The organism is Holzapfeliella sp. JNUCC 80 (assembly GCF_053667655.1).
The window spans coordinates 335,413-356,155 of record NZ_CM132205.1; the positions used below are offsets into that span (position 1 = coordinate 335,413).

The 20,743-nt window shown below is 35.1% G+C and carries 20 protein-coding genes; 16 read left to right on the plus strand and 4 right to left on the minus strand.

Annotated elements, in window-relative coordinates; translation table 11 throughout:
* Positions 1-245 precede the first annotated feature (245 nt).
* From alaS to JNUCC80_RS01720, 4 genes are all read left to right on the plus strand, one after another.
* Complete coding sequence (gene alaS / locus JNUCC80_RS01705; protein ID WP_454153123.1) at positions 246-2,885, plus strand: alanine--tRNA ligase; 2,640 nt, start codon at positions 246-248, stop codon at positions 2,883-2,885.
* A gap of 67 nt (positions 2,886-2,952) precedes the next feature.
* Complete coding sequence (locus tag JNUCC80_RS01710) at positions 2,953-3,210, plus strand: IreB family regulatory phosphoprotein (protein ID WP_339969112.1); 258 nt, start codon at positions 2,953-2,955, stop codon at positions 3,208-3,210.
* Positions 3,210-3,626: a Holliday junction resolvase RuvX gene (ruvX, locus tag JNUCC80_RS01715; RefSeq protein WP_454153124.1), complete on the plus strand. Its 417-nt coding sequence runs from the start codon at positions 3,210-3,212 to the stop codon at positions 3,624-3,626. The genes JNUCC80_RS01710 and ruvX overlap by 1 nt, the downstream gene beginning before the upstream one ends.
* Positions 3,627-3,647: 21 nt before the next feature.
* On the plus strand, positions 3,648-3,971 hold the full coding sequence (locus tag JNUCC80_RS01720; RefSeq protein WP_454153125.1) for a DUF1292 domain-containing protein: 324 nt from the start codon (positions 3,648-3,650) through the stop codon (positions 3,969-3,971).
* A 59-nt stretch (positions 3,972-4,030) separates the two neighbouring features.
* Here the strand turns inward: JNUCC80_RS01720 and JNUCC80_RS01725 are convergent, their stop codons facing one another.
* From JNUCC80_RS01725 to JNUCC80_RS01735, 3 genes are read right to left on the minus strand one after another with little or no spacing between them, the layout of a single operon-like run.
* A complete protein-coding gene (locus tag JNUCC80_RS01725) occupies positions 4,031-4,675 on the minus strand; it encodes a copper homeostasis protein CutC (RefSeq protein ID WP_454153126.1) in 645 nt (214 codons plus the stop codon).
* 28 nt (positions 4,676-4,703) lie between these two features.
* Positions 4,704-5,531, minus strand: coding sequence for an undecaprenyl-diphosphate phosphatase (locus JNUCC80_RS01730; RefSeq protein WP_454153127.1), 828 nt, complete (start codon positions 5,529-5,531; stop codon positions 4,704-4,706).
* A 42-nt stretch (positions 5,532-5,573) separates the two neighbouring features.
* Positions 5,574-6,593 (minus strand): lactonase family protein, encoded by a 1,020-nt coding sequence (locus tag JNUCC80_RS01735; protein ID WP_454153128.1) that lies wholly within the window; start codon positions 6,591-6,593, stop codon positions 5,574-5,576.
* A 113-nt stretch (positions 6,594-6,706) separates the two neighbouring features.
* On the opposite strand from JNUCC80_RS01735, the gene JNUCC80_RS01740 reads away from it, so the two are divergent.
* From JNUCC80_RS01740 to JNUCC80_RS01795, 12 genes are all read left to right on the plus strand, one after another.
* Complete coding sequence (locus tag JNUCC80_RS01740; RefSeq protein ID WP_454143175.1) at positions 6,707-7,075, plus strand: PTS glucitol/sorbitol transporter subunit IIA; 369 nt, start codon at positions 6,707-6,709, stop codon at positions 7,073-7,075.
* 20 nt (positions 7,076-7,095) lie between these two features.
* Positions 7,096-8,295, plus strand: coding sequence for an AI-2E family transporter (locus JNUCC80_RS01745; RefSeq protein WP_454143173.1), 1,200 nt, complete (start codon positions 7,096-7,098; stop codon positions 8,293-8,295).
* A 173-nt stretch (positions 8,296-8,468) separates the two neighbouring features.
* The gene (trmL, locus tag JNUCC80_RS01750; RefSeq protein WP_454143171.1) at positions 8,469-8,984 is read left to right on the plus strand and encodes a tRNA (uridine(34)/cytosine(34)/5-carboxymethylaminomethyluridine(34)-2'-O)-methyltransferase TrmL; all 516 of its coding nucleotides are present in this window, start codon (positions 8,469-8,471) and stop codon (positions 8,982-8,984) included.
* Positions 8,985-9,007: 23 nt separating this feature from the next.
* The gene (locus tag JNUCC80_RS01755; RefSeq protein WP_454153129.1) at positions 9,008-9,400 is read left to right on the plus strand and encodes a DUF1149 family protein; all 393 of its coding nucleotides are present in this window, start codon (positions 9,008-9,010) and stop codon (positions 9,398-9,400) included.
* 28 nt (positions 9,401-9,428) lie between these two features.
* Complete coding sequence (locus JNUCC80_RS01760; protein WP_454153130.1) at positions 9,429-11,939, plus strand: DNA translocase FtsK 4TM domain-containing protein; 2,511 nt, start codon at positions 9,429-9,431, stop codon at positions 11,937-11,939.
* 6 nt (positions 11,940-11,945) lie between these two features.
* Positions 11,946-13,154 (plus strand): M16 family metallopeptidase, encoded by a 1,209-nt coding sequence (locus tag JNUCC80_RS01765; RefSeq protein WP_454153131.1) that lies wholly within the window; start codon positions 11,946-11,948, stop codon positions 13,152-13,154.
* Between the two features lie 15 nt (positions 13,155-13,169).
* Positions 13,170-14,420, plus strand: a complete 1,251-nt coding sequence (gene yfmH / locus JNUCC80_RS01770) for an EF-P 5-aminopentanol modification-associated protein YfmH (protein ID WP_454153132.1) — start codon at positions 13,170-13,172, stop codon at positions 14,418-14,420.
* Positions 14,421-14,486: 66 nt separating this feature from the next.
* Positions 14,487-15,362, plus strand: coding sequence for a RodZ domain-containing protein (locus JNUCC80_RS01775; RefSeq protein WP_454143161.1), 876 nt, complete (start codon positions 14,487-14,489; stop codon positions 15,360-15,362).
* 2 nt (positions 15,363-15,364) lie between these two features.
* The gene (gene pgsA / locus JNUCC80_RS01780) at positions 15,365-15,952 is read left to right on the plus strand and encodes a CDP-diacylglycerol--glycerol-3-phosphate 3-phosphatidyltransferase (protein WP_454143159.1); all 588 of its coding nucleotides are present in this window, start codon (positions 15,365-15,367) and stop codon (positions 15,950-15,952) included.
* A 159-nt stretch (positions 15,953-16,111) separates the two neighbouring features.
* A complete protein-coding gene (gene recA, locus JNUCC80_RS01785) occupies positions 16,112-17,170 on the plus strand; it encodes a recombinase RecA (protein ID WP_454153133.1) in 1,059 nt (352 codons plus the stop codon).
* Positions 17,171-17,281: 111 nt separating this feature from the next.
* Positions 17,282-18,844: a ribonuclease Y gene (gene rny / locus JNUCC80_RS01790; protein ID WP_454143155.1), complete on the plus strand. Its 1,563-nt coding sequence runs from the start codon at positions 17,282-17,284 to the stop codon at positions 18,842-18,844.
* A gap of 96 nt (positions 18,845-18,940) precedes the next feature.
* Complete coding sequence (locus tag JNUCC80_RS01795; protein ID WP_454153134.1) at positions 18,941-20,074, plus strand: glycosyltransferase family 4 protein; 1,134 nt, start codon at positions 18,941-18,943, stop codon at positions 20,072-20,074.
* Between the two features lie 17 nt (positions 20,075-20,091).
* Here JNUCC80_RS01795 and JNUCC80_RS01800 read toward each other — a convergent pair whose 3' ends face one another.
* Complete coding sequence (locus JNUCC80_RS01800) at positions 20,092-20,718, minus strand: YigZ family protein (RefSeq protein WP_454153135.1); 627 nt, start codon at positions 20,716-20,718, stop codon at positions 20,092-20,094.
* Positions 20,719-20,743: the final 25 nt, after the last annotated feature.

Sequence of the window (20,743 nt, forward strand, 5' to 3'; positions counted from 1 at the left end):
CAAAATGACTTCACACTATAATTAAGGAGTCAAAGGACATGCATTGTGAATGAAGGCTTAATAGAGAGAGCTAACTGGTGGAAATGCTCAAGTCACATCGCAATGTGCTACCGATGAACTCATTTTTTTAATAGCAATAACAAAGAGGTTAACAAACACTGTTGCAATCAAGGTGGTACCGCGCTTTTTAGCGTCCTTGAATTTGTAAGAGTGTTTTTTTATATTAAATTTAAGGAGATACAAGCATGAAAAAATTATCTAGTGCTGAGTTTAGACAATTATTTTTAGACTTTTTCAAAAGTAAAGATCACATGGTTGAACCATCTGCATCCCTAGTTCCTGTTGATGATCCAACATTACTTTGGATTAACTCAGGGGTTGCTACTTTGAAAAAATACTTTGATGGAAGTGTTGTTCCTGATAAGCCAAGAATTACCAACGCTCAAAAAAGTATTCGAACAAATGATATCGAAAACGTAGGTAAAACAGCGCGTCACCATACATTCTTTGAAATGTTAGGAAACTTTTCTGTTGGTGATTACTTCAAAGAAGATGCGTTGAAATGGGCATGGGAATTCTTAACTAGTCCAAAATGGTTAGACATGGATGAAGATAAACTATATGCAACTGTTTATCCAAAAGATACCGAAGCTAAACGTATCTGGCACGAAGTTGTTGGATTACCTGAAGATCATATTATCGATGTTGATGATAACTTCTGGGATATTGGTGGGGGTCCTTGTGGTCCTGATTCTGAAATTTTCTACGACCGTGGACAATCTTTCAATGATGTAGCAGAAGATGATCCAGAAAACTATCCTGGTGGGGAAAATGAACGTTATCTTGAAATTTGGAATATTGTATTCTCAGAATTCAACCACTTGCCAGATGGTCAATATGTTGAACAACCTCATAAAAACATTGATACGGGGATGGGACTTGAACGTGTGGTTTCTGTTTTACAAGATGCCCCAACAAACTTTGAAACAGACTTATTCATGCCAATTATCCACACAGTAGAATCATTTACTGACGGTATTAAATATGCAACTGACAAACAACACGACGTTTCATTCAAGATTATTGCTGATCACGCAAGAACAGTTAGTTTTGCAATTGGAGATGGGGCATTACCTTCAAACGAAGGTCGTGGTTATGTTTTACGTCGTTTAATTCGTCGTGCAGCTTTAAATGGTCAAAAACTAGGTATTAAAGGTGCTTTCTTATACAAACTAGTTGAAGTTGTTGGCGATATTATGAAGTCATACTACCCAGAAGTATTGAAACAAAAAGATTTCATTGAAAAAGTAATCAAATCAGAAGAAGAACGCTTCCAAGAAACTTTATCTGATGGATTGAACTTATTAAATCAAGTGATTGATGAAGCTAAAGCTAATAATCAAAAAGAACTATCTGGCGAAGATACTTTCAAATTATTTGATACTTATGGCTTCCCTTATGAATTAACATTTGAATATGCAGAAGATGCAGGTCTTGGTGTTGATAAAGCAGGTTTTGATGAACAAATGCAACAACAAAAAGACCGTGCTAGAAATGCACGTTCAAAAGTACAATCAATGGGCTCACAAAACGAAGTGTTGCTTGACTTAACAACACCTAGTGAATTCACAGGTTATACAACTGAAAAACAAGAATCAACTCTAGTAGAACTATTGGTAGACGGTGAATTAGCTGACAAAGCTTCTGCAGGTCAAGCACAATTAATCTTTGATGAAACACCTTTCTATGCAGAAATGGGTGGCCAAGTTGCTGATATTGGGTTCATCTACAACGATAAAAATGAAGCTGTTGCTAAAGTGACAGATGTTCAACATGCACCAAATGGGCAAAACTTACACTATGTTGAAGTTTTAAAACCACTTGAAAAAGGGGCACGTTATGAACTTGAGATTGATCATGAATTCCGTCGTAAAGTTAAACGTAACCATACTGCAACTCATATGCTAGACCAAACACTAAGAGAAGTATTAGGTGAACATACTAAACAAGCTGGTTCTTTAGTTGAACCAACTTACCTAAGATTTGACTTTACAAGTTTTGATGCTGTTTCAACTGACGATATTAAGCAAATTGAACAATTGATTAACGAAAAAATTTGGCAACAAATTGACGTAACAACTGTTGAAACTGATATTGAATCAGGTAAGAAGATGGGTGCGATTGCTTTATTTGGTGAAAAATATGGTGATCAAGTTCGTGTTGTTAATATTGGCGATTGGTCAATTGAATTTTGTGGGGGAACACACGTTAACAACACAAGTGAGCTAGGATTATTCAAGATTATCTCTGAATCTGCTGTTGGTGCTGGTGTGCGTCGTATTGAAGCAGTAACTTCACAAGAAGCGTTTGAATACTTAAACAACCACTCTGCAATTTTAAAAGCAGTTAAATCAGACGTTAAAGCAACTAAAGATGCTGATGTTGAAAAACGTGTACAACAACTACAAAATGACAACAAGCAACTTCAAAAAGAATTAGAACAAGCAAAAGCAGAAATTAACCGTCAAGCTTCAGGTGATTTATTCAACCAAACTGAAGAAATTAATGGCTTAAGCGTGGTTGCAGCAGTGGCACCAGTCGATGACATGAAAGACCTACGCCAACTGGCAGATGACTGGAAAGGTCAATCTGTTTCAGATGTTTTAGTTATTGGTGCACAAGGTCAAGATAAAGCAAGCTTGATTGTTGCCTTGGGTGATAAAGCATTAGATAAAGGCTTTAAAGCAGGCGACTTAATCAAAGAATCTGCTTCACTATTTGCTGGTGGCGGTGGTGGTCGTCCTAATATGGCACAAGCTGGTGGTAAAAATCCAGACGGTATTCCAGCAGCTATTGATAAAATCAAATCACTGCTAGCAGATTAAGCTTTCGCTAATTGTAATACTTATAAAAATCAAGTAAAATAAGGTTAGAGAGTAAAGGAGGATTATTATGAGTTCACTTGATAAAACCATGCATTTTGATTTCAGTCGTTACCAAAATAAAAATGTGAGTCAAACACTAGAAAGTGTCTACCAGTCACTTGAGGAAAAAGGATACAATCCTATTAATCAAATTGTAGGCTATCTAATGTCTGGTGATCCTGCATATATTCCCCGTCACAATGATGCTAGAAACCTAATTTTGAAACATGAACGTGATGAATTAATTGAGGAATTACTCAAAACTTATTTAGGTAAAGAGAAGTAATGAGAATAATGGGACTAGATGTCGGCTCCAAAACAGTTGGGATTGCAATTAGTGATCCCTTTGGATGGACTGCACAAGGAATTGAAATTATTCCCATCAATGAAAACGAAGGTGTTTTTGGCTTTAATCGCGTAGAAGAACTGATGAAAGACTATGAAGTTGAAAAGTTCGTCGTGGGTCTACCCAAAAATATGAATAACTCAATTGGTGAGCGTGCAGAAAAATCACAAGAGTACGGCAAAAAATTAGAAGAACTATTTAACAAACCTGTTGTTTATGTTGATGAACGTTTAACAACAGTGCAAGCTGAAAGAATGCTAATTGAACAAGCTGATACTTCTCGTCAAAAACGTAAGCAAGTTATTGATAAATTAGCAGCTAGTTTAATTTTGCAAAACTATTTAGACATGCAATAATACAGAAAAGAGGAACAATTAATGGCATTTAAAATTAATGATCAAAGTCAATTACCAGCAGAAGACCGTCAAATCACTCTAGTGGATGACAAAGGTAAAGAAGAACTGTTTGAAGTCTTATTTACATTTTATTCAGACGACTACGATAATTCATATGTTTTGTTATACCCAGCAGGTGTTGGAACAAACGAAGATGTTGAAATCCAAGCATTTGGCTTTAACGCTGATGAAAATGGGGATGCAACAAAAGGTGACTTATTCCCAATCGAAAGCGATGAAGAATGGGACATGGTTGAAGGTGTATTGAATACATTCTTAGACGATGACCGTTTAAGTGGTGAATAAAATTACAAATTAAAAAAGCTAGCTAAGTTTATCTTAGCTAGCTTTTTTTGTAAGTTAAATTAATTTTTGGGTAATGGCACAAGTGTTGAACTTGTTAAAATTGAGCTATTTGTTTGTTCTGCAATTGCTTTTGCATCACTGGCGTCAATTCCTTCAAAAGGTGTAATAACAATGTTTTGAGTTAGTGATTTGTCTTGGTTAAGTTGGTCGAGATTCTTTTTGATATTAGAATCTAGCGGACCACCATGGCTTAAGACGCGAGTAATATCATTTTCTACTAACCAATCTAATGCCTCTTGCTTGTACTCAGGTTTAATTTCATCAAAAGCATGATTAAAGACGATTTCCATTCCTTGAGCAGTACCGATAAGCATTTCCATTGCTTCGATATCAAGTCTTTTAGCAGAAGTTAAAGCACCAAAACTAACGGCATCAATCCCTAACTCCTGTGCTGTAAATAAATCACGTTCCATGATTTTGAGTTCAAGGTCATTATAGTTAAAATTGCCAGAACGTGGTTTAATCATGGCAGTAAGTGATAGCCCTTGATCTTGCAAGTATTTGGCACCTTCAGTTAGAACACCATGACTTGCTGTTGTTGTTCCACCCGCTAAGTTATCAGCTAGTAGAATACGTGTTGCACCGTTGGCAACAGCTGCGGGAATATTTGTAAAGTTTTCGACAAGTACTTCTTTGATTATCAAATGAAAGGCTCCTTTTTAAATTATCTTATTATTTTAACAGACCGAAGAATAAAACAACAACAATCGCTAAAATAATTCTATACCAACCAAATGCAGTGAAGTCGTGTGATTTGACGTAGTTCAATAAGAATTTGATTGATAAGTAAGCAACAACAAATGAAACAATCAGACCAACTAGTAAGATTGGTAGTTGTAAACCAATGAATTGTCCGCCGTGACTAAAGAATTTGTACAGTTTAAGTAAAGATGCTCCAAACATAGTAGGAATTCCTAAGAAGAATGAGAATTCAGCAGAAACAAAACGAGAAGCACCAAAGAACATAGCACCTAAAATAGTTGATCCAGAACGAGAAGTCCCTGGGATTAAACTGAGTACCTGACAAAATCCAATGGCTAACGCAAAACGATAAGTAATTTTGTTTAAGTCATTTAAAGCAGGACGACGAGTTTTGTTGAAGCGTTCTAGTACAATGTAGAGAACACCATAGATAAACAATGTGGAAGCAATAACAGGCCATGAAGTTAGGTGTTCATCCATCCAGTCATTTAAAGGTAATCCAATAATGATGGAAGGAATGGTGGCAACGATAACTTTTGACCAAAGTGACCAAGTTTGTTTAACTTCAAGTTGTGATTTTTTGGTAGAGAAGGGGTTTAATTTGTGGAAATATAGTACAATTACAGACAAAATTGCCCCTAATTGGATAACTACCATAAACATACTGATGAAGTCAGGGGACTGGTCAAGATGAAGGATATCATTAGCTAAGTACAAATGCCCAGTTGAACTGATGGGTAAGAACTCAGTGATTCCTTCTATAATACCTAAAATAATGGATTTAATAATATCAAACACGGAAAAAATTCCTTTCGGTTATCTAGAGTTTAGTTGAGTTAATTAAGAGATGAATAAAACACGTGTGGCTTCAGGAACGGCAACATCTTTTTCAAGTAGTGTTAGTCGTCCTGATTGTGCATCCCTGCTAAATAATGTGGCATTATCTGTATTTTGATTGGCAACAATTAGGTAGCTTTGGGAATCGTCCCAGTTAAAGTCACGAGGGAATTCACCTTCTGTACTAACGGTTTGTATTTCAGTCAAATGCTGACCTTCGTTAGAAATTTCAAAGACACAAATAGAATCATGCCCACGATTAGAGGTATACAAGAAACGGTTATCTTTTGAAATCAAAATTGCAGCAGCACCGTTGTGATCAGTATGATCATTCGGTATTGTTTCAACCGTTTCAAGGTGGTTAAGCTGACCATCTATATAAGTTAAAATATCAACCTGGCTAGAAAGCTCACCTAAAACATACAAAATAGAGTAGTCAGAGTTAAAGACAAGATGACGAGGACCAAAGCCTTCAGCGGTTTGATAGTGGCTATGTTGAGTTAATTGATAATTATCAAAGTCAATGTTATAAACAAAAACGCCATCACAGCCTAAATCCGCTACAATTAAGCGACCGTCTGGTGTTAAGTCAGCATAATGTGGATGTGCTTGAGTTTGCTCTGGTTTAATACTACTGCCTTCATGTTCAACAGAATCTTTCAGTGATAAAGTACCGTCCGCTTTAATTTGGTACAGGTCGATAGTTCCACGATGGTAATTGGCGGTGAATAATAGATTAAACTCGTGACTAATGCCAACATACGCAGGTGGAGGACCTGGCGTTAGATGAGAGTCAATTAGTTGAGGAGTGCTGTCATTTAAATTATAAACAGCAATACCACCTAATTCACCTTCTTTAGCAATCGTATATAAATTATTTTTATGACTAACTTGGAAGTATGTAGGACCCTCTACATTAACTAAAGGGGTAACATTTTCAAGTTGGTTATGAACTAAGTTAGCTTGGTAAATACCTTGGCTGGTTTTTTTTGTGTAACCACCCAGTAAAACGCGATGCTTCAAAATTAATTCCTCCTTAATTTATCTATTTCGAAGTATAGCATAAATTATTTGTGACTATATGCTAAAATTAAACTATGTTATTATAAAATTAAAATAAAAAGGGAGTTAGTTTGATGGAATTTAAAGCAGTTATAAAAGCAATTGGATCAAAAGCTTTCGATAAGCATATTTATATTTTATTTGAGGAAAATATTAGTTCAGATATTGCTGAAGTTAGTATCCAACAAGTATTTGAAAATAATCAAAATAGTGATGAATTTAACATTAAATCAGGGGATGCTATTGAAATTGATGGACAAGCATTCAACGTTCACCAAGTTGGTCGTTTAGTAAACGATAATTTGAAAGATATTGCCCATGCTGTATTAATGTTCGGCCCTGTTGAAGGTGAACCAATGGAAAATACCATTTATTTAGATGGTGACAAAAACCAAGATCACTTATTTAAATCTGGTAGTACAATTGTTTACAAGATTAAATAATAAAGTTAGGTCGTGTCTTTATGGATAAGAAACAGTCTAAAAAGGTTTTGAGAACTTGGTTTGAACAATGGTTTCTAAACAACAAAGCGACAGTTATCTTATTGAATGTTATGCTTTGTCTCTTAATCATTTTTGGCTTAAACCAGGTCTCTTATATTTTTGCGCCTATTTTTACGTTTATAAATGCCATTTTGATGCCGGTACTATTTGCGGTTGTTCAGTATTACTTGATGAATCCTGTAGTTAACTTTATGGAGAAAAAGTTTAAAGTTCCTAGAGTTTTTACAATCATTGCATTATTAATTTTGGTGCTATTGATAGTGATTTGGATTATCTTTACGCTGATACCAATAGTGCAGTCTCAGATTGAGTCATTATTGCGCAACTGGCCTCAAATTTGGGAAACGTCTAGAGATACGTTGAACAATTTGAGTCAAAATCCTAGATTATCATCTTTCCAACAAACATTTGAACAATATGCTGATCAAATTCAAAAAAGTATTTCTTCAAGTTTGAATGAAAGTGTTAACGGGTTCTTTAACCAAATCGGTTCAGCAGTGAACTTTGTTTCAAGTATCTTTATTACATTAGTAACAGCGCCGGTTGTATTATTCTTTATGTTAAAAGATGGCGAAAAAATCAAACAAAATATTTCAAAGGTTGTACCAACGAAATATCGCCGTTCAACTGGTGAATTGTTAAGTGAAATTAATCAAGCAATTGCAGCTTACGTTAGAGGTCAATTAACAGTCGCCTTTTGGGTAGGTGTGATGTTTTCGATTGGTTATGTTGCAATTGGACAAAGCTACGGGATTATTTTGGGAGTATTGGCAGCAGTTTTAAACTTAATTCCTTATTTTGGGACGTTTATTGCGTTAATACCTGCTTTAATTATTGCAGTATGTACGCCACCATTTCCTGATATGTTGATCAAGGTGCTCATTGTATTTGCAATTGAACAAATTGTTGAAAGTCGTGTTATTAGTCCAATGGTTATGGGTAATAAGATGAATATGCACCCAGCAACAACTATTCTATTATTGATTGGTGCTAGTGCTGTTGGTGGCTTGCTTGGGGCGATTGTTGCAATTCCCGTTTATGCAGTAGCTAAAACAATTGTTTTACGCGCATTTAGAATTTACAGTGATAAGAGCGGTCTTTACGAGCAAGAAGAGCAATTGCCTGATAAAACGCAAGAAAAAGAGTCTGAGAACGCGTGACTGATGTTGCGAAAACACACGATAAGTAGTATAGTAGAAATACGGCTTTGACGTAGGCTTTTATTAGGTAAACTTGATAAAAACTTGCGAAAAAATCCCACTAACGTAACGCCTTGCTGTGTCAATCACCGAGGCGGTACGTTTTTTTTTTGGTAAACAAGGAGAAATTAAAAATGACACAAAACCATATTGTTTTATACGAACCTTTAATTCCTGCAAATACAGGAAATATTGCAAGAACTGCTGCAGGAACAAAAACAAGCTTACATTTAATTGAACCTTTAGGATTCAAAACTGATGATAAGCATCTTAAAAGAGCGGGATTAGATTACTGGAATGATGTTGATATTCATTACCACAAAAACCTAGAAGCTTTTATGGAAACCTTAGGTGAAAACGACGAACTGTTTTTGATTACTAAATTTTCATCAAAAACTTATGCCGATGTTTCTTATCAAGATCCAGATAAAAATTACTACTTTATGTTTGGAAAAGAAACAACAGGATTACCTGAAGAATTCATGAAGGAACATGAAGAAAAGGCTTTGAGAATTCCGATGACAGATAAAATTAGAGCACTAAACTTGTCTAACACGGCGGCAATTATTATTTATGAAGCGTTGCGCCAACAAAACTTTTTAGATTTAAAACGTGAATTACATTATGAACATGACAAATTAAAAGATTAATTAATATTTTGGAGGTATGAACGATGGAATTGAAAAAAAATCAGGTGATTGTAAACTCTTTTCATTATGATTTAGTGAAACCTGAATCAGAAGTCAAAAATGATTTAAATGTGACGATGAACCGTATGAATATTACGCACAGTAATGGTGAACTAGATAAAGGTGAAGAAGGCCACTACTTTGAAATGAAAGTACCTTTTGAAATTGTTCCTCAAGATAGTGGAATTAAAGTTACGGGCCAAGTTAGTCAATTGATTCAAACCATTGATTATTATGGTGAAGCTAACGAGTTAGATGGTAGTTCACTTGAAGAGATGACACGTCCGTTAATCGAAAAAATCGAAGAACTAGTTTATGCTATTACAGAAGTAACTTTAGATGAACCAGTGAAGTTGACTTTTAGACCTAACAGATAAGAAATTAGATTTAAATGGTGAGATAAAGATGGTTAAAAAGAAAAAAGCGCCAGCAACAAAAAAGAAAAAGCCTCAGACAAAGAAGCCTAAAAAGAAAGATTTTAATTTTGTTATTGCAGGAATCATTATTATCTTTATTTCAATTTTTTCTTTCTTTAAATTTGGTTGGCTTGGTAGTCAGTTAGCAAATTGCTATCAATTCTTCGTAGGAGAAACGGTGTGGTTTGCTGCCATTGCGACCTTCATAATTGGATTTGGAATGATTATCTATGAAAAACTACCCAAACTTTCAGCAAAACGTTACATTGGATTTGGTCTAGCTTATTTATTTGTGCTCTGTATTATTTCAACAATTTATTTCAATAAAATTGGGTTAGCGGCTGACTATCTAGGATCGTTTTTACACTCTGCAACGGAGGGATTTAAAAGTCCCGGAAGTAGTAACTTTAGCGGTGGAATCCTTGGAGTAGGATTATTTACAGTCTTGAACCCGTTAGTTGGAAATGTTGGGATTTATTTAATTTCGGCTATTTTGATTATGGTTGGTTTGCTATTGTTTTTTGATGTTTCTTTTGCTAGTTTTATCAATATTTTTCAAGATAATAGTAAAAAAGTGATTAATCAAACACAAGATGTTGTCGAAAACTCAAAACAAAAATATAGTGATTTTGTAGAGAAGAAAAAGCAAAAAGTTGAACATAATGTCGACTTTCCTAATACAACTGATTTTGATAATCAAACAGACAATAGTAAAAAGTCTACACCTACAACTGAAAACAGCATATCAAAACCAGATTTTCATGAAGTTAAAAAGCAACCAGAAAAACAAGTTACCCAAGTTCATCCAGAAAATAAGCAGTCAACTGATTCAACAGAACTTGAAGATAATAAATATGCCGATTTTAGTCGAAGAGAAAAATTCAAATCTCAAGCAGAAACAGATTCTAAGCCAGTACTAGCACAAGATGAAAAACCCAAAGCTAGTCAATTAGCGGAAATTGAATTACCAAAAACGCAAACAATGGAAGAAAGTCTTGAACAGTCAAGTGATACATCAGACGATATCACAGCAAAAACGCCAACTGATCAAACAATTTATCATAAACCACCTTTAGACTTGTTGACACCATCACCTGTGGTTGATCAATCTGAAGAACGTGAGTTTATTGAAGAAAATAAAGAGAAGTTGAGAAAGACTTTTGAGAGTTTTGGAGTTAAAGTTGAAGTCAAAAAAGCAGACTTAGGCCCTTCAGTTACCAAATATGAAGTACAACCTGATATAGGGGTTAAAGTTAGCAAAATTGTTAACTTAGCTGATGACTTGGCTTTGGCCTTAGCTGCTAAAGATATTCGAATTGAAGCACCGATTCCAGGTAAACCTTATGTTGGTATTGAGGTTCCGAATAAGCAAACATTGCCAGTTTACTTTAGAGAAAGTATTGAAAAACAAGATGCTGAAGATAGACAAAAGCCGTTATCTGTTCCTTTAGGGAAAGATGTTACGGGTGAGATTATCTCTGCTGATTTAACTAAAATGCCTCACTTATTGATTGCCGGATCAACTGGTAGTGGGAAATCAGTTTCAATTAACGCTATTATCACTAGCCTATTAATGAAAACAACACCGGATGAATTAAAGCTGATTTTGATTGATCCTAAGATGGTTGAATTGTCCGTTTATAATGGTATTGCACACTTGATGATTCCAGTAGTGACTGATGCTAAAAAAGCGGCTAATGCCTTGAAGAAAGCAGTAAAAGAAATGGAACGTCGTTATGAATTGTTTGCTGCTTCAGGTGTTCGAAACATGACGGAATATAATCACAAAGTTGAGCAAAACAATGAAGATACTGATAATCCAGTTATGACAAAATTACCATATATTGTTGTCATTATTGATGAGTTATCTGACTTGATGATGGTAGCCGGCAATGAAGTTGAATCTGCAATTGTTCGATTAGCACAGATGGCGCGTGCTGCTGGTATTCATATGATTATTGCAACCCAACGTCCATCTGTAGATGTTATTACTGGTTTAATTAAGGCTAACGTACCATCAAGGATTGCGTTTGCGGTATCGAGTGGGATTGATTCTCGTACTATTTTGGATAGCCAAGGTGCTGAGAAACTACTCGGACATGGTGACATGCTATTTGTTCCAATTGGATCGAATAAACCAACCCGAATTCAAGCCTCATTCATTTCAGTTGAGGAAGTTGAACGCGTTGTTGACTTTGTGGCGAAACAAAAAGAAGTTGAATATGACGAAAAAATGCTACCGAATACTTCAGGCAATGGTGACCACGATAGTGATGAACCACCTGAAGATGAGTATTATGATGAAGCAGTTGCCTTAGTCCAAAAACAACGTTCAGCAAGTGTTTCGATGCTACAAAGAAGATTCAGAATTGGGTACAATCGCGCAGCCAGATTAATTGACGAGATGGAAGACAGAGGCGTTGTTGGCCCTTATGAGGGTAGTAAACCTCGAAAAGTCTATGAAATAGAAACGAATCAAAATGAAACAGAAGGCGAGTAGTATAATATGACAACTGCAAAAATACTAAAAAATGATAATTTTAAAACAGTCAGTATTGGCTGTTTTTTTAAGTTACCACTAACAAAGAAAAATTTATCTTACTTAACACTTTTAAGTAATTACCAACAATTAGGTACACAAAAATATAATAATCAACAAAAATTAGAAGCACATGCCGATTATTTATATGCGGCAAAGTTTGAGACTAGACCTCAAATCTATGGCAATACCATTGTTGTGCGAGCAGAGGGCAATTTTATCGAACCTGATTTGGTAGCAGATGAACACTATAATTACGAGACAATTGTACAATTTTTTGAAGAGATGATTTTCAGACCTAATTTTAGTAATGCACCTGAGCATCAGTTGGAGCTAGCAAAAAAACAAGTTAAACACGATTATGAATCTTTCAGTGAAGTGGCTTCAAATAAAGCCTATCAATTGTTTTTTAAAGAATTTTATCAAGCCTATCCAGATTTTCAAAACCCAATATTTGGTGACTTAGAATTAGTTGATCGATTAACCGTTGATGATTTGAAAAATTATTATCAAAAATTAATTAAAGCGCCTGCAACGGTTATTGCATATGCCAAGCATCCTGAAAAAATGACAACCATTTTGCAAAGTACAGCTTTTGATCAGTTAGAAGGCGAAAACTTTGGGCAAAAAGACTTAAAAACAAAAGTAGGTCAAGTTGATTGTGAGCTTGAATTTGATTACGGCTACAATCAAGCTCAATTGGTCTATGGTTATCAAACCCAATTAGATTATCAAACGCCAATTCTAGGACTGGTTTTTTCTCAAATTTTGGGTGGAGATGAGTATTCGTTATTATTCCAAGAAGTTAGACAAAAAGCAGGGCTGGTTTACTCGGTTTTCAGTGATTACTACTTCTATAACAACTTAGTCATGATTCAAACCAGTTTAATTTCTGATTCTGTTAGCGAAGCTTCAAAAATAATTGAGGCTCAAGTTAAAAAAATAAGCGATAACCAATGGCAAGGCGAATTATTACAAACGGCAAAACAACAACTAATTAGTCATCGACTTATTTTAGAAGAAATGCCCCAGTTTAAGGTGCAATCAGAATTAATTTCTCAATTAAGACAAATTGAAAAATCAGATTTTGCTGAGCAAGTTAATGCTGTTACTAAACAACAAATTGTTGATTTTGCCAAACAGTTAACGAGACCAATGAAAGTTTTAATTAAATAGTTGAAAGGAGCTATTATGCAAACTAACCAATATCATGAGCAAGTACATCAACATACTTTTGCAAATGGATTTGATCTTTTTTATATTGAAAAAAAGGGCTTTATGCAAAAGTTTGCAGGTGTGATGATCAATTATGGTGGTGCTGACCAACCACATGATTTTACATTACCTGCAGGAACGGCTCATTTTTTAGAACACCAACTTTTTGCAAAACCATATGGTGATATTACTGATAAATTTGAGCAGTATGAAGCATCTTCTAATGCCTTTACCTCTTATAATGAAACGATGTACTTTGCGAATTTTACACATCACACGTATGAAAATATCAAAACACTAATCGAATTAGTTGCTAATCCATACTTTACAGAAAAGAATGTTGATACTGAACGCGAAATTATTATGCAAGAGTTAAAAATGTATCAAGATATGCCTGATTGGCAATTGAATAATCAACTCATGCACCTTATGTATGGTGAAGAACCCTTGAGTCAAGAAGTTGTCGGGACAGAAGATTCCCTTGAAACCATTACTTCAGACACATTGACAGCGGCATACAATAACTATTATTCTGCTCAGAATATGAAGCTAGTTGTTGTTGGCGATTTGGACTTTGAACAGCTAATAACTGAAATTGAAGCACAGGTATTGGAGATTAATAACCATCCAACAGTAATATCTGAAGTAAAGAATAAAGATGCCCAAAGTGATTCTCAGTTAATTAAAATCGAGGGTAAAGTGGAATCTCCCAAGTTTTCAATAGGAATTAAGTTTAGTGAAACTGACTTTGCAGTAAAAAGACCGCAATTATATATTGTTATGCAAATCTTAATGGAGAACTTATTTGGGCTAAGTGGTCAACTTTATCAAGAGTTGCAAAACCAAGATTTAATTAATGGTGAAATCGACTTTGATATAAATTTCAATCGCCAAGGTGATTTTGCTGTTATTAGTGGCTCATCTGAAAAACCTGAAGAAGCAGTTGAAGCGATTACAGAGGCTTTTTATCACGCTACAATTAATCAAGATGATTTTGAAAAGCAAAAGCGTAAATTATTTGGACAAGAAATCCGTCAATTAGATGATTTTGAAAGTTATGGGATTGAATTTATTGAAAGTATTTTTGATCAAGAAGACTATTATCAATATTACACGGACATTCAAGAAATCGACTTTGAAGATTGCATTGACCTAATTGATGAAATTAAAAATAAATCAACTTCTCAAACGGCTATTTTATTTAATCAAAATAATGTTGACAAATAGACTAAACCACAGTTTTAATATATGGTATAATTAGCTACAAAGTTTTAGAAAGATGGAATGTTGGATATGAATGAAATAGGTCAAAGACTGCATGATTTACGTGTTGAAAAGGGGTTATCTATTGATGATATACAGGCACGTACTAAGATACAAAAACGTTATTTAATTAATATTGAACAAGGAGAATTCGACCAATTACCTGGTGAATTTTATGTTAGAGCTTTTATTAAGCAATATATTCAAGCTTTGGGATACGATTCAAAAGAGTTTTTTGCAAGTGTTGAAAACGACTTACCAAAAACAAATCCAGATACATATGTAGAAAACTCTATTGATAATAAAAGCGATGAAGTAAAGCGCACAACTAATAATAAAAAAGGAATTTGGAAAAATTACTTACCCCATATTATTACGACGCTAGCTATCATTATTGTGTTAGCATTGATTGTTTTCATTTTTAGTCGTGTTTTTGCAAAACCAGCTTCATCTAATAACAACGACAATCAAGTGATTATGACAAGTCGTTCACAATCTGAGTCAAGTGAAAGTCAAAGTAGTAGTTCAAGCGAAAGTCAGTCAAGTTCTTCTGAATCATCTGTTGCTTCAAGCTCAAGTGCATCAAGTGCTTACAGCATTAAGTTGACAGGTACAAATCAATATACTGCATCTAAGTTAACTGAAGCTGCACATAACTTAGTTCTAAAAAGTAAAGGTCAAGCGGTTTGGTTGGGTGTAACAGTTAACGGATCAATGGTTTGGCAAGGAACATTATCTGCTAACCAATCACAAGTTGTTTCATTACCACAAAATGCCACAACAATGACCATTAATAGTGGAAACATTGGTACAACGCAACTGCTTCTAAACAATCAAGAAGTACCTTTAGAAAATGCTGATCAATTGGGCATGACTCGCCAATTGACAGTTAACTTTGAGGGCTAATTATGAATTTGCCTAATCAATTAACTGTTTTTAGAATTATTTTGATTCCTGTTTTTATTTTAGTATTAGTAGGCGGCTTTTGGACTGATACTATTGCAATCTTGGGAACATCGCTTCCAATATTCCAACTGGTTGCAGCGATAATTTTTATTGTGGCATCATTTACAGACTTTTTAGATGGCTACATTGCTAGAAAAAATAACTTAGTGACAAACTTTGGTAAATTTGCAGATCCTTTAGCTGATAAAATGCTAGTCATTACCGCGTTTGTTTTACTTATTGCGATTGACAAAGCACCTGCATGGATGATTGCAATTATTGTTTGTCGTGAATTAGCTGTGACAGGACTTCGATTATTAATTGTTGAGGAAAATGGTGCTGTTCTGTCAGCGGCTATTTTGGGTAAAATTAAGACATTTTCACAGATGACAGCAATTATATTCTTATTGTTGAATAATGTACCGTTTACAGTTATTCATTTACCAATAGGTGAGTTACTACTATGGATTTGTTTAGTTTTCACTGTTTGGTCAGGTATTGATTATTTTTATCAAAATAGACAAATTTTTGCAGATTCATTCAAAAAATAACGTTCTTTTCAGAGCGTTATTTTTATTAGTTGACGTAATTAAATAAAAGGTTAACAAAGTAGAACATTTGTTCTGTTTTGCTTGCAATTTTAGAAGAGAACAATTAAACTATATATCTACGATAGTCATCTCGATAATTGAGATGAAGGAGGGACAAATTTGGTAAAAGACGAAAGAAAAGCCGCTTTGGATATGGCGCTTAAAAAAATTGAAAAAAACTATGGTAAAGGCGCTATTATGCGAATGGGCGAAAAGGCTGATACGCGTATTTCTACAGTGTCATCTGGATCTATTGCTTTAGATACAGCGTTAGGTGTAGGTGGTTTTCCAAGAGGCCGTATTGTTGAAATCTATGGACCAGAAAGTTCTGGTAAGACAACAGTAGCGCTACATGCCGTTGCTGAAGTTCAACGCAATGGTGGCACAGCTGCTTATATTGATGCTGAAAATGCGATGGATCCAGCGTACGCGACTAACTTAGGTGTTAATATTGATGAGCTATTGTTATCACAACCTGATACAGGAGAACAAGGACTTGAAATTGCTGATGCACTTGTTTCAAGTGGTGCTGTTGATATTGTCGTTGTTGACTCTGTTGCAGCGCTAGTACCAAGAGCTGAAATCGATGGTGAAATGGGTGACTCTCACGTTGGATTGCAAGCCCGTTTGATGTCTCAAGCTTTAAGAAAGCTTTCAGGCCAAATCAACAAAACTAAAACAATCGCTTTATTTATTAACCAAATTCGTGAAAAAGTTGGTGTTATGTTTGGTAATCCTGAAACAACACCTGGTGGTCGAGCATTGAAATTTTATTCCACTGTTAGACTAGAAGTTAGACGTGCAGAACAAATCAAAAACGGTACAGAAGTTCGAGGAAACCGTACTAAAATTAAAGTGGTAAAAAATAAAGTAGCCCCACCATTCAGAATAGCTGAAGTGGATATTATGTATGGTCAAGGAGTTTCTCAAAGCGGGGAACTGGTTGATATGGCTGCTGAAAAAGATATCATCAAAAAAGCAGGTGCTTGGTATTCATACGGAACTGAACGAATAGGTCAAGGTAGAGAAAATGCTAAGCAATATCTTGAAGATAATCCACAAATGTACGAAGAAATTAAGCACAAAGTAAGGCAAGCTTATGGCTTAGAAGAAGCTCAAAAATCTGAAGAAGAAACAACAGATGAAACAAATGTTACAAAAACAGAAGATAAGAAATAAATAAAAAGCGATGGGCGCAAGTGCTCATCGCTTTTATTTATTGACATTAGTTGTTATGACAATTACTATTAAATAGTGTATTAATTTAGATAAAGTGATAGGGGATTTATAATGGATATTATTATAGCGATAATCCTAGCTATTGCGACATTGTTTATTGGTTTACTAGTAGGATACGGACTTCAAAAAAGAGCTTATGCTATTAAAGTGAACTCTGCAAGAGATGAAGCAAGTTCAATTGTGAATGATGCTAAACGAAATGCAGAAACTTTAAAAAAAGAAACACTTCTGCAAGCTCAAAAAGAAGCATACAACTACAGAAATCAAATTGAAGATGAGTTAAAGCAAAGACGTGACACTATTTCAAAGCAAGAAAATCGCCTAGCTGCTCGTGAAGATACCATTGACCGAAAAGATATTTCTTTAGACCAAAGAGAAAAGCAAATTCGTCAAAATGAACAGCAAGTAGATGCTTTGAAAGCTGAAGTGACACAACGAAAGCAAAACGCTGACGAGTTAGTGGCTCAGCAAGAAGACAAGTTGCACCAAATTGCACAATTGTCTAAAGAAGATGCTGAAGAACTGATTTTGACTAAACTTTCTGATGAACTAAGACATGAACGTGCGAACTTAATTCAACAGAATCAAGAACAAATCGATAATTCTGTTGATAAACACGCTAAGAATCTTTTAGTTCAAGCCATTCAAAAGGGTGCTGCTGAGACAGTTGCTGAAACGACTGTTTCCGTAGTTAATTTACCTAATGATGAAATGAAAGGGCGTATAATAGGCCGTGAAGGCCGTAACATTCGTAGTTTTGAAGCACTAACAGGGATAGACCTTATTATTGATGATACCCCAGAAGTGGTTGTGTTAAGTGGATTCGACCCAATTAGACGCGAAATTGCAAAACGATCACTTGAAAAGTTAATTGAAGATGGTCGTATTCATCCTGCACGTATTGAAGAGATTGTCGATAAGTCACGTAAAGACGTGAACGACGATATCTATCAAGCAGGTGAACATGCATTAATTGAATTGGGTATTCATAATATGCATCCTGATTTAATCAAAATTGTCGGACGTTTAAATTACCGAACAAGTTATGGACAAAACGTATTGAATCACTCTATTGAAGTGGCTCAACTTGCCGGTAACCTTGCCGCTGAACTCGATCTAGACGAACAACTAGCTAAAAGAGCAGGATTATTACACGATATAGGTAAAGCTATTGATCACGAATTGGAGGGGTCACATGTTGAGATAGGGGTTGAATTGACAACTAAGTATCATGAACCTAAAGTTGTTATTAACACCATTGCTTCTCACCATGGTGATGTAGAACCAACTTCTTTCATTGCATTACTCGTGCAAGCTGCTGATACTATTTCTTCAGCTCGACCAGGAGCAAGATCTGAATCACTTGAAAATTATGTTAGAAGGCTTGAAAAACTAGAAGCTATAGCTAACAACTTTGACGGCGTTAAGCAGACCTTTGCGATTCAAGCTGGGCGAGAAATTCGAGTTATGGTATCGCCAGAAGAAGTTTCAGATGATGAAATTGTCATCTTATCACATGAAATTCGTCAAACAATTGAAGATCAACTTGAGTATCCAGGTAACATTAAAGTAACGGTTATTCGAGAAAAAAGAGCTATTGACTATGCAAAATAAAGCGAAGATATTAGTATCTTCGCTTTTTAAATTGTATTTAAAGTGGGTCACTTGTATAATTTGTAATAGATAAATTAGTTATTGGAGCAAAAAATCATGTATAACATTATAGTCAATTTGTTTTTAACGGTTATAATTTCAGCCTTTATAACCCCGTTTGTAAGACGACTAGCATTTGTGTTGGGGGCAGTTGATAATCCTAACGCGCGTCGTGTTAACAAAAAGCCTATGCCCACAATTGGTGGTCTAAGTCTATTTATAACCTTTTCAATTTCAACTTTTGTGTTGTTACGAAACCAATTTCCAACACATGAATTATTTGGAATCTTTTTAGCAGCTTCTGTGATTATTTTAACTGGGATTGTGGATGATATTAGGGAATTAAAACCCCGTTACAAAATGATGGGGATGATTCTGGCCGCGGTAATCATTTATCTGTTAGCTGGCATTAAAATGGTTCATTTTTATCTACCATTTTTTGGCCTAATTAATTTAGGCTGGCTAAGTTTTCCAATTACTATTTTTTGGATTTTAGCGTTTACTAATGCAGTCAACTTGATTGATGGATTAGATGGATTGGCTGCTGGTGTTTCAATGATAAGTTTATTGACTATGGGTGTTATTGGATTCTTTTTCCTAGTAAACACAGACTCTTATGTTTCGTTGATGGCATTCGTATTAGTTGCCGCTTTGATTGGCTTCTTACCTTACAATTTTCATCCAGCCAAAATCTTTTTGGGAGATACGGGTGCGTTGTTCTTAGGGTTTATGATTTCAGTATTATCTTTGAAAGGCTTAAAAAATGTTACGCTAATTTCATCAATCGTACCGATTGTTATTTTAGGTGTTCCAATTACAGATACAATTTATGCCATGCTTAGACGTGTTTTGAACAAAAAACCGATTTCACAAGCAGATAAGCACCATTTACACCATCAACTGATGCAAATGGGCTTCACACATAGACAAACAGTCTTGGCCATTTATGGAATTTCATTAATTTTTGCGTTTTGTGCAATGTTATTTGTTTTATCACCCGCACAAGGCGTATGGTTCTTACTAATTGCAGTAGCGTTTGCATTAGAAATTTTTGTAGAATCAATTGGACTAATGGGACCTAATCGCAAACCATTGTTATCTTTTATTAGACGAAAAATTCAAAAAAATAATCATAATGAAAAAGTGGTTTCAAAAATGGATCACAAAGTAGATAAAAAAAATAAGTCCTAATAATTAGGGCTTATTTTTTATGCGGGCAATTCGTTGTAACGCGCTTCACCTATCTCAAATTCGACATGTCCATTTAGAATTTGAATAATTTTTTCTTTTGTGGGCTCAATATCAACTTCATCCAGGAAAATACCAATTAAGATATCACTACCGAATTCTTTTTTGGCTAAGACAATTTCGTTTTGTTCTAAGAAATAGTCAATCTTTCCTAGATTTGGATAGTCAACGTGGAATAGCAATTCGGGTTGAAGAACACGATGAACAACCCCGATTTCTTCTGCTCCTTTAGAAACAGCATTGCTATAAGCGCGGATTAAACCGCCGGCTCCCAGTTTAATTCCGCCAAAATAACGGGTAACAACGACTACAACATTTTGTAGATTCATCATTTTCAAAGCTTCAAGCATTGGAACACCGGCAGTTCCTGAAGGTTCGCCATCATCGTGAGCACGTTGGTGCTCATTGTTTTCACCGATAATATAAGCACTGCAGTTGTGAGTAGCACTGCGGTGTCTTTTTGTGATTTGGTCGATAAATGCTTTGGCATCTTCTTCGTCGAAAGCGCGTTTGAAGCTTGCAATAAAGCGACTCTTTTTGATAACGATTTCAGATTCAGCTTCTGCTTTAATTGTATAATAATTCATGAAATCACTCCTTAATAGCGTAATT

Coding starts and splice junctions, on each gene's coding strand:
- alaS (WP_454153123.1), top strand. CDS start 246: ATGAAAAAATTATCTAGTGCTGAGTTTAGACAATTATTTTTAGACTTT.
- JNUCC80_RS01710 (WP_339969112.1), top strand. CDS start 2,953: ATGAGTTCACTTGATAAAACCATGCATTTTGATTTCAGTCGTTACCAA.
- ruvX (WP_454153124.1), top strand. CDS start 3,210: ATGAGAATAATGGGACTAGATGTCGGCTCCAAAACAGTTGGGATTGCA.
- JNUCC80_RS01720 (WP_454153125.1), top strand. CDS start 3,648: ATGGCATTTAAAATTAATGATCAAAGTCAATTACCAGCAGAAGACCGT.
- JNUCC80_RS01740 (WP_454143175.1), top strand. CDS start 6,707: ATGGAATTTAAAGCAGTTATAAAAGCAATTGGATCAAAAGCTTTCGAT.
- JNUCC80_RS01745 (WP_454143173.1), top strand. CDS start 7,096: ATGGATAAGAAACAGTCTAAAAAGGTTTTGAGAACTTGGTTTGAACAA.
- trmL (WP_454143171.1), top strand. CDS start 8,469: ATGACACAAAACCATATTGTTTTATACGAACCTTTAATTCCTGCAAAT.
- JNUCC80_RS01755 (WP_454153129.1), top strand. CDS start 9,008: ATGGAATTGAAAAAAAATCAGGTGATTGTAAACTCTTTTCATTATGAT.
- JNUCC80_RS01760 (WP_454153130.1), top strand. CDS start 9,429: ATGGTTAAAAAGAAAAAAGCGCCAGCAACAAAAAAGAAAAAGCCTCAG.
- JNUCC80_RS01765 (WP_454153131.1), top strand. CDS start 11,946: ATGACAACTGCAAAAATACTAAAAAATGATAATTTTAAAACAGTCAGT.
- yfmH (WP_454153132.1), top strand. CDS start 13,170: ATGCAAACTAACCAATATCATGAGCAAGTACATCAACATACTTTTGCA.
- JNUCC80_RS01775 (WP_454143161.1), top strand. CDS start 14,487: ATGAATGAAATAGGTCAAAGACTGCATGATTTACGTGTTGAAAAGGGG.
- pgsA (WP_454143159.1), top strand. CDS start 15,365: ATGAATTTGCCTAATCAATTAACTGTTTTTAGAATTATTTTGATTCCT.
- rny (WP_454143155.1), top strand. CDS start 17,282: ATGGATATTATTATAGCGATAATCCTAGCTATTGCGACATTGTTTATT.
- JNUCC80_RS01795 (WP_454153134.1), top strand. CDS start 18,941: ATGTATAACATTATAGTCAATTTGTTTTTAACGGTTATAATTTCAGCC.
- JNUCC80_RS01800 (WP_454153135.1), bottom strand. CDS start 20,718: ATGAATTATTATACAATTAAAGCAGAAGCTGAATCTGAAATCGTTATC.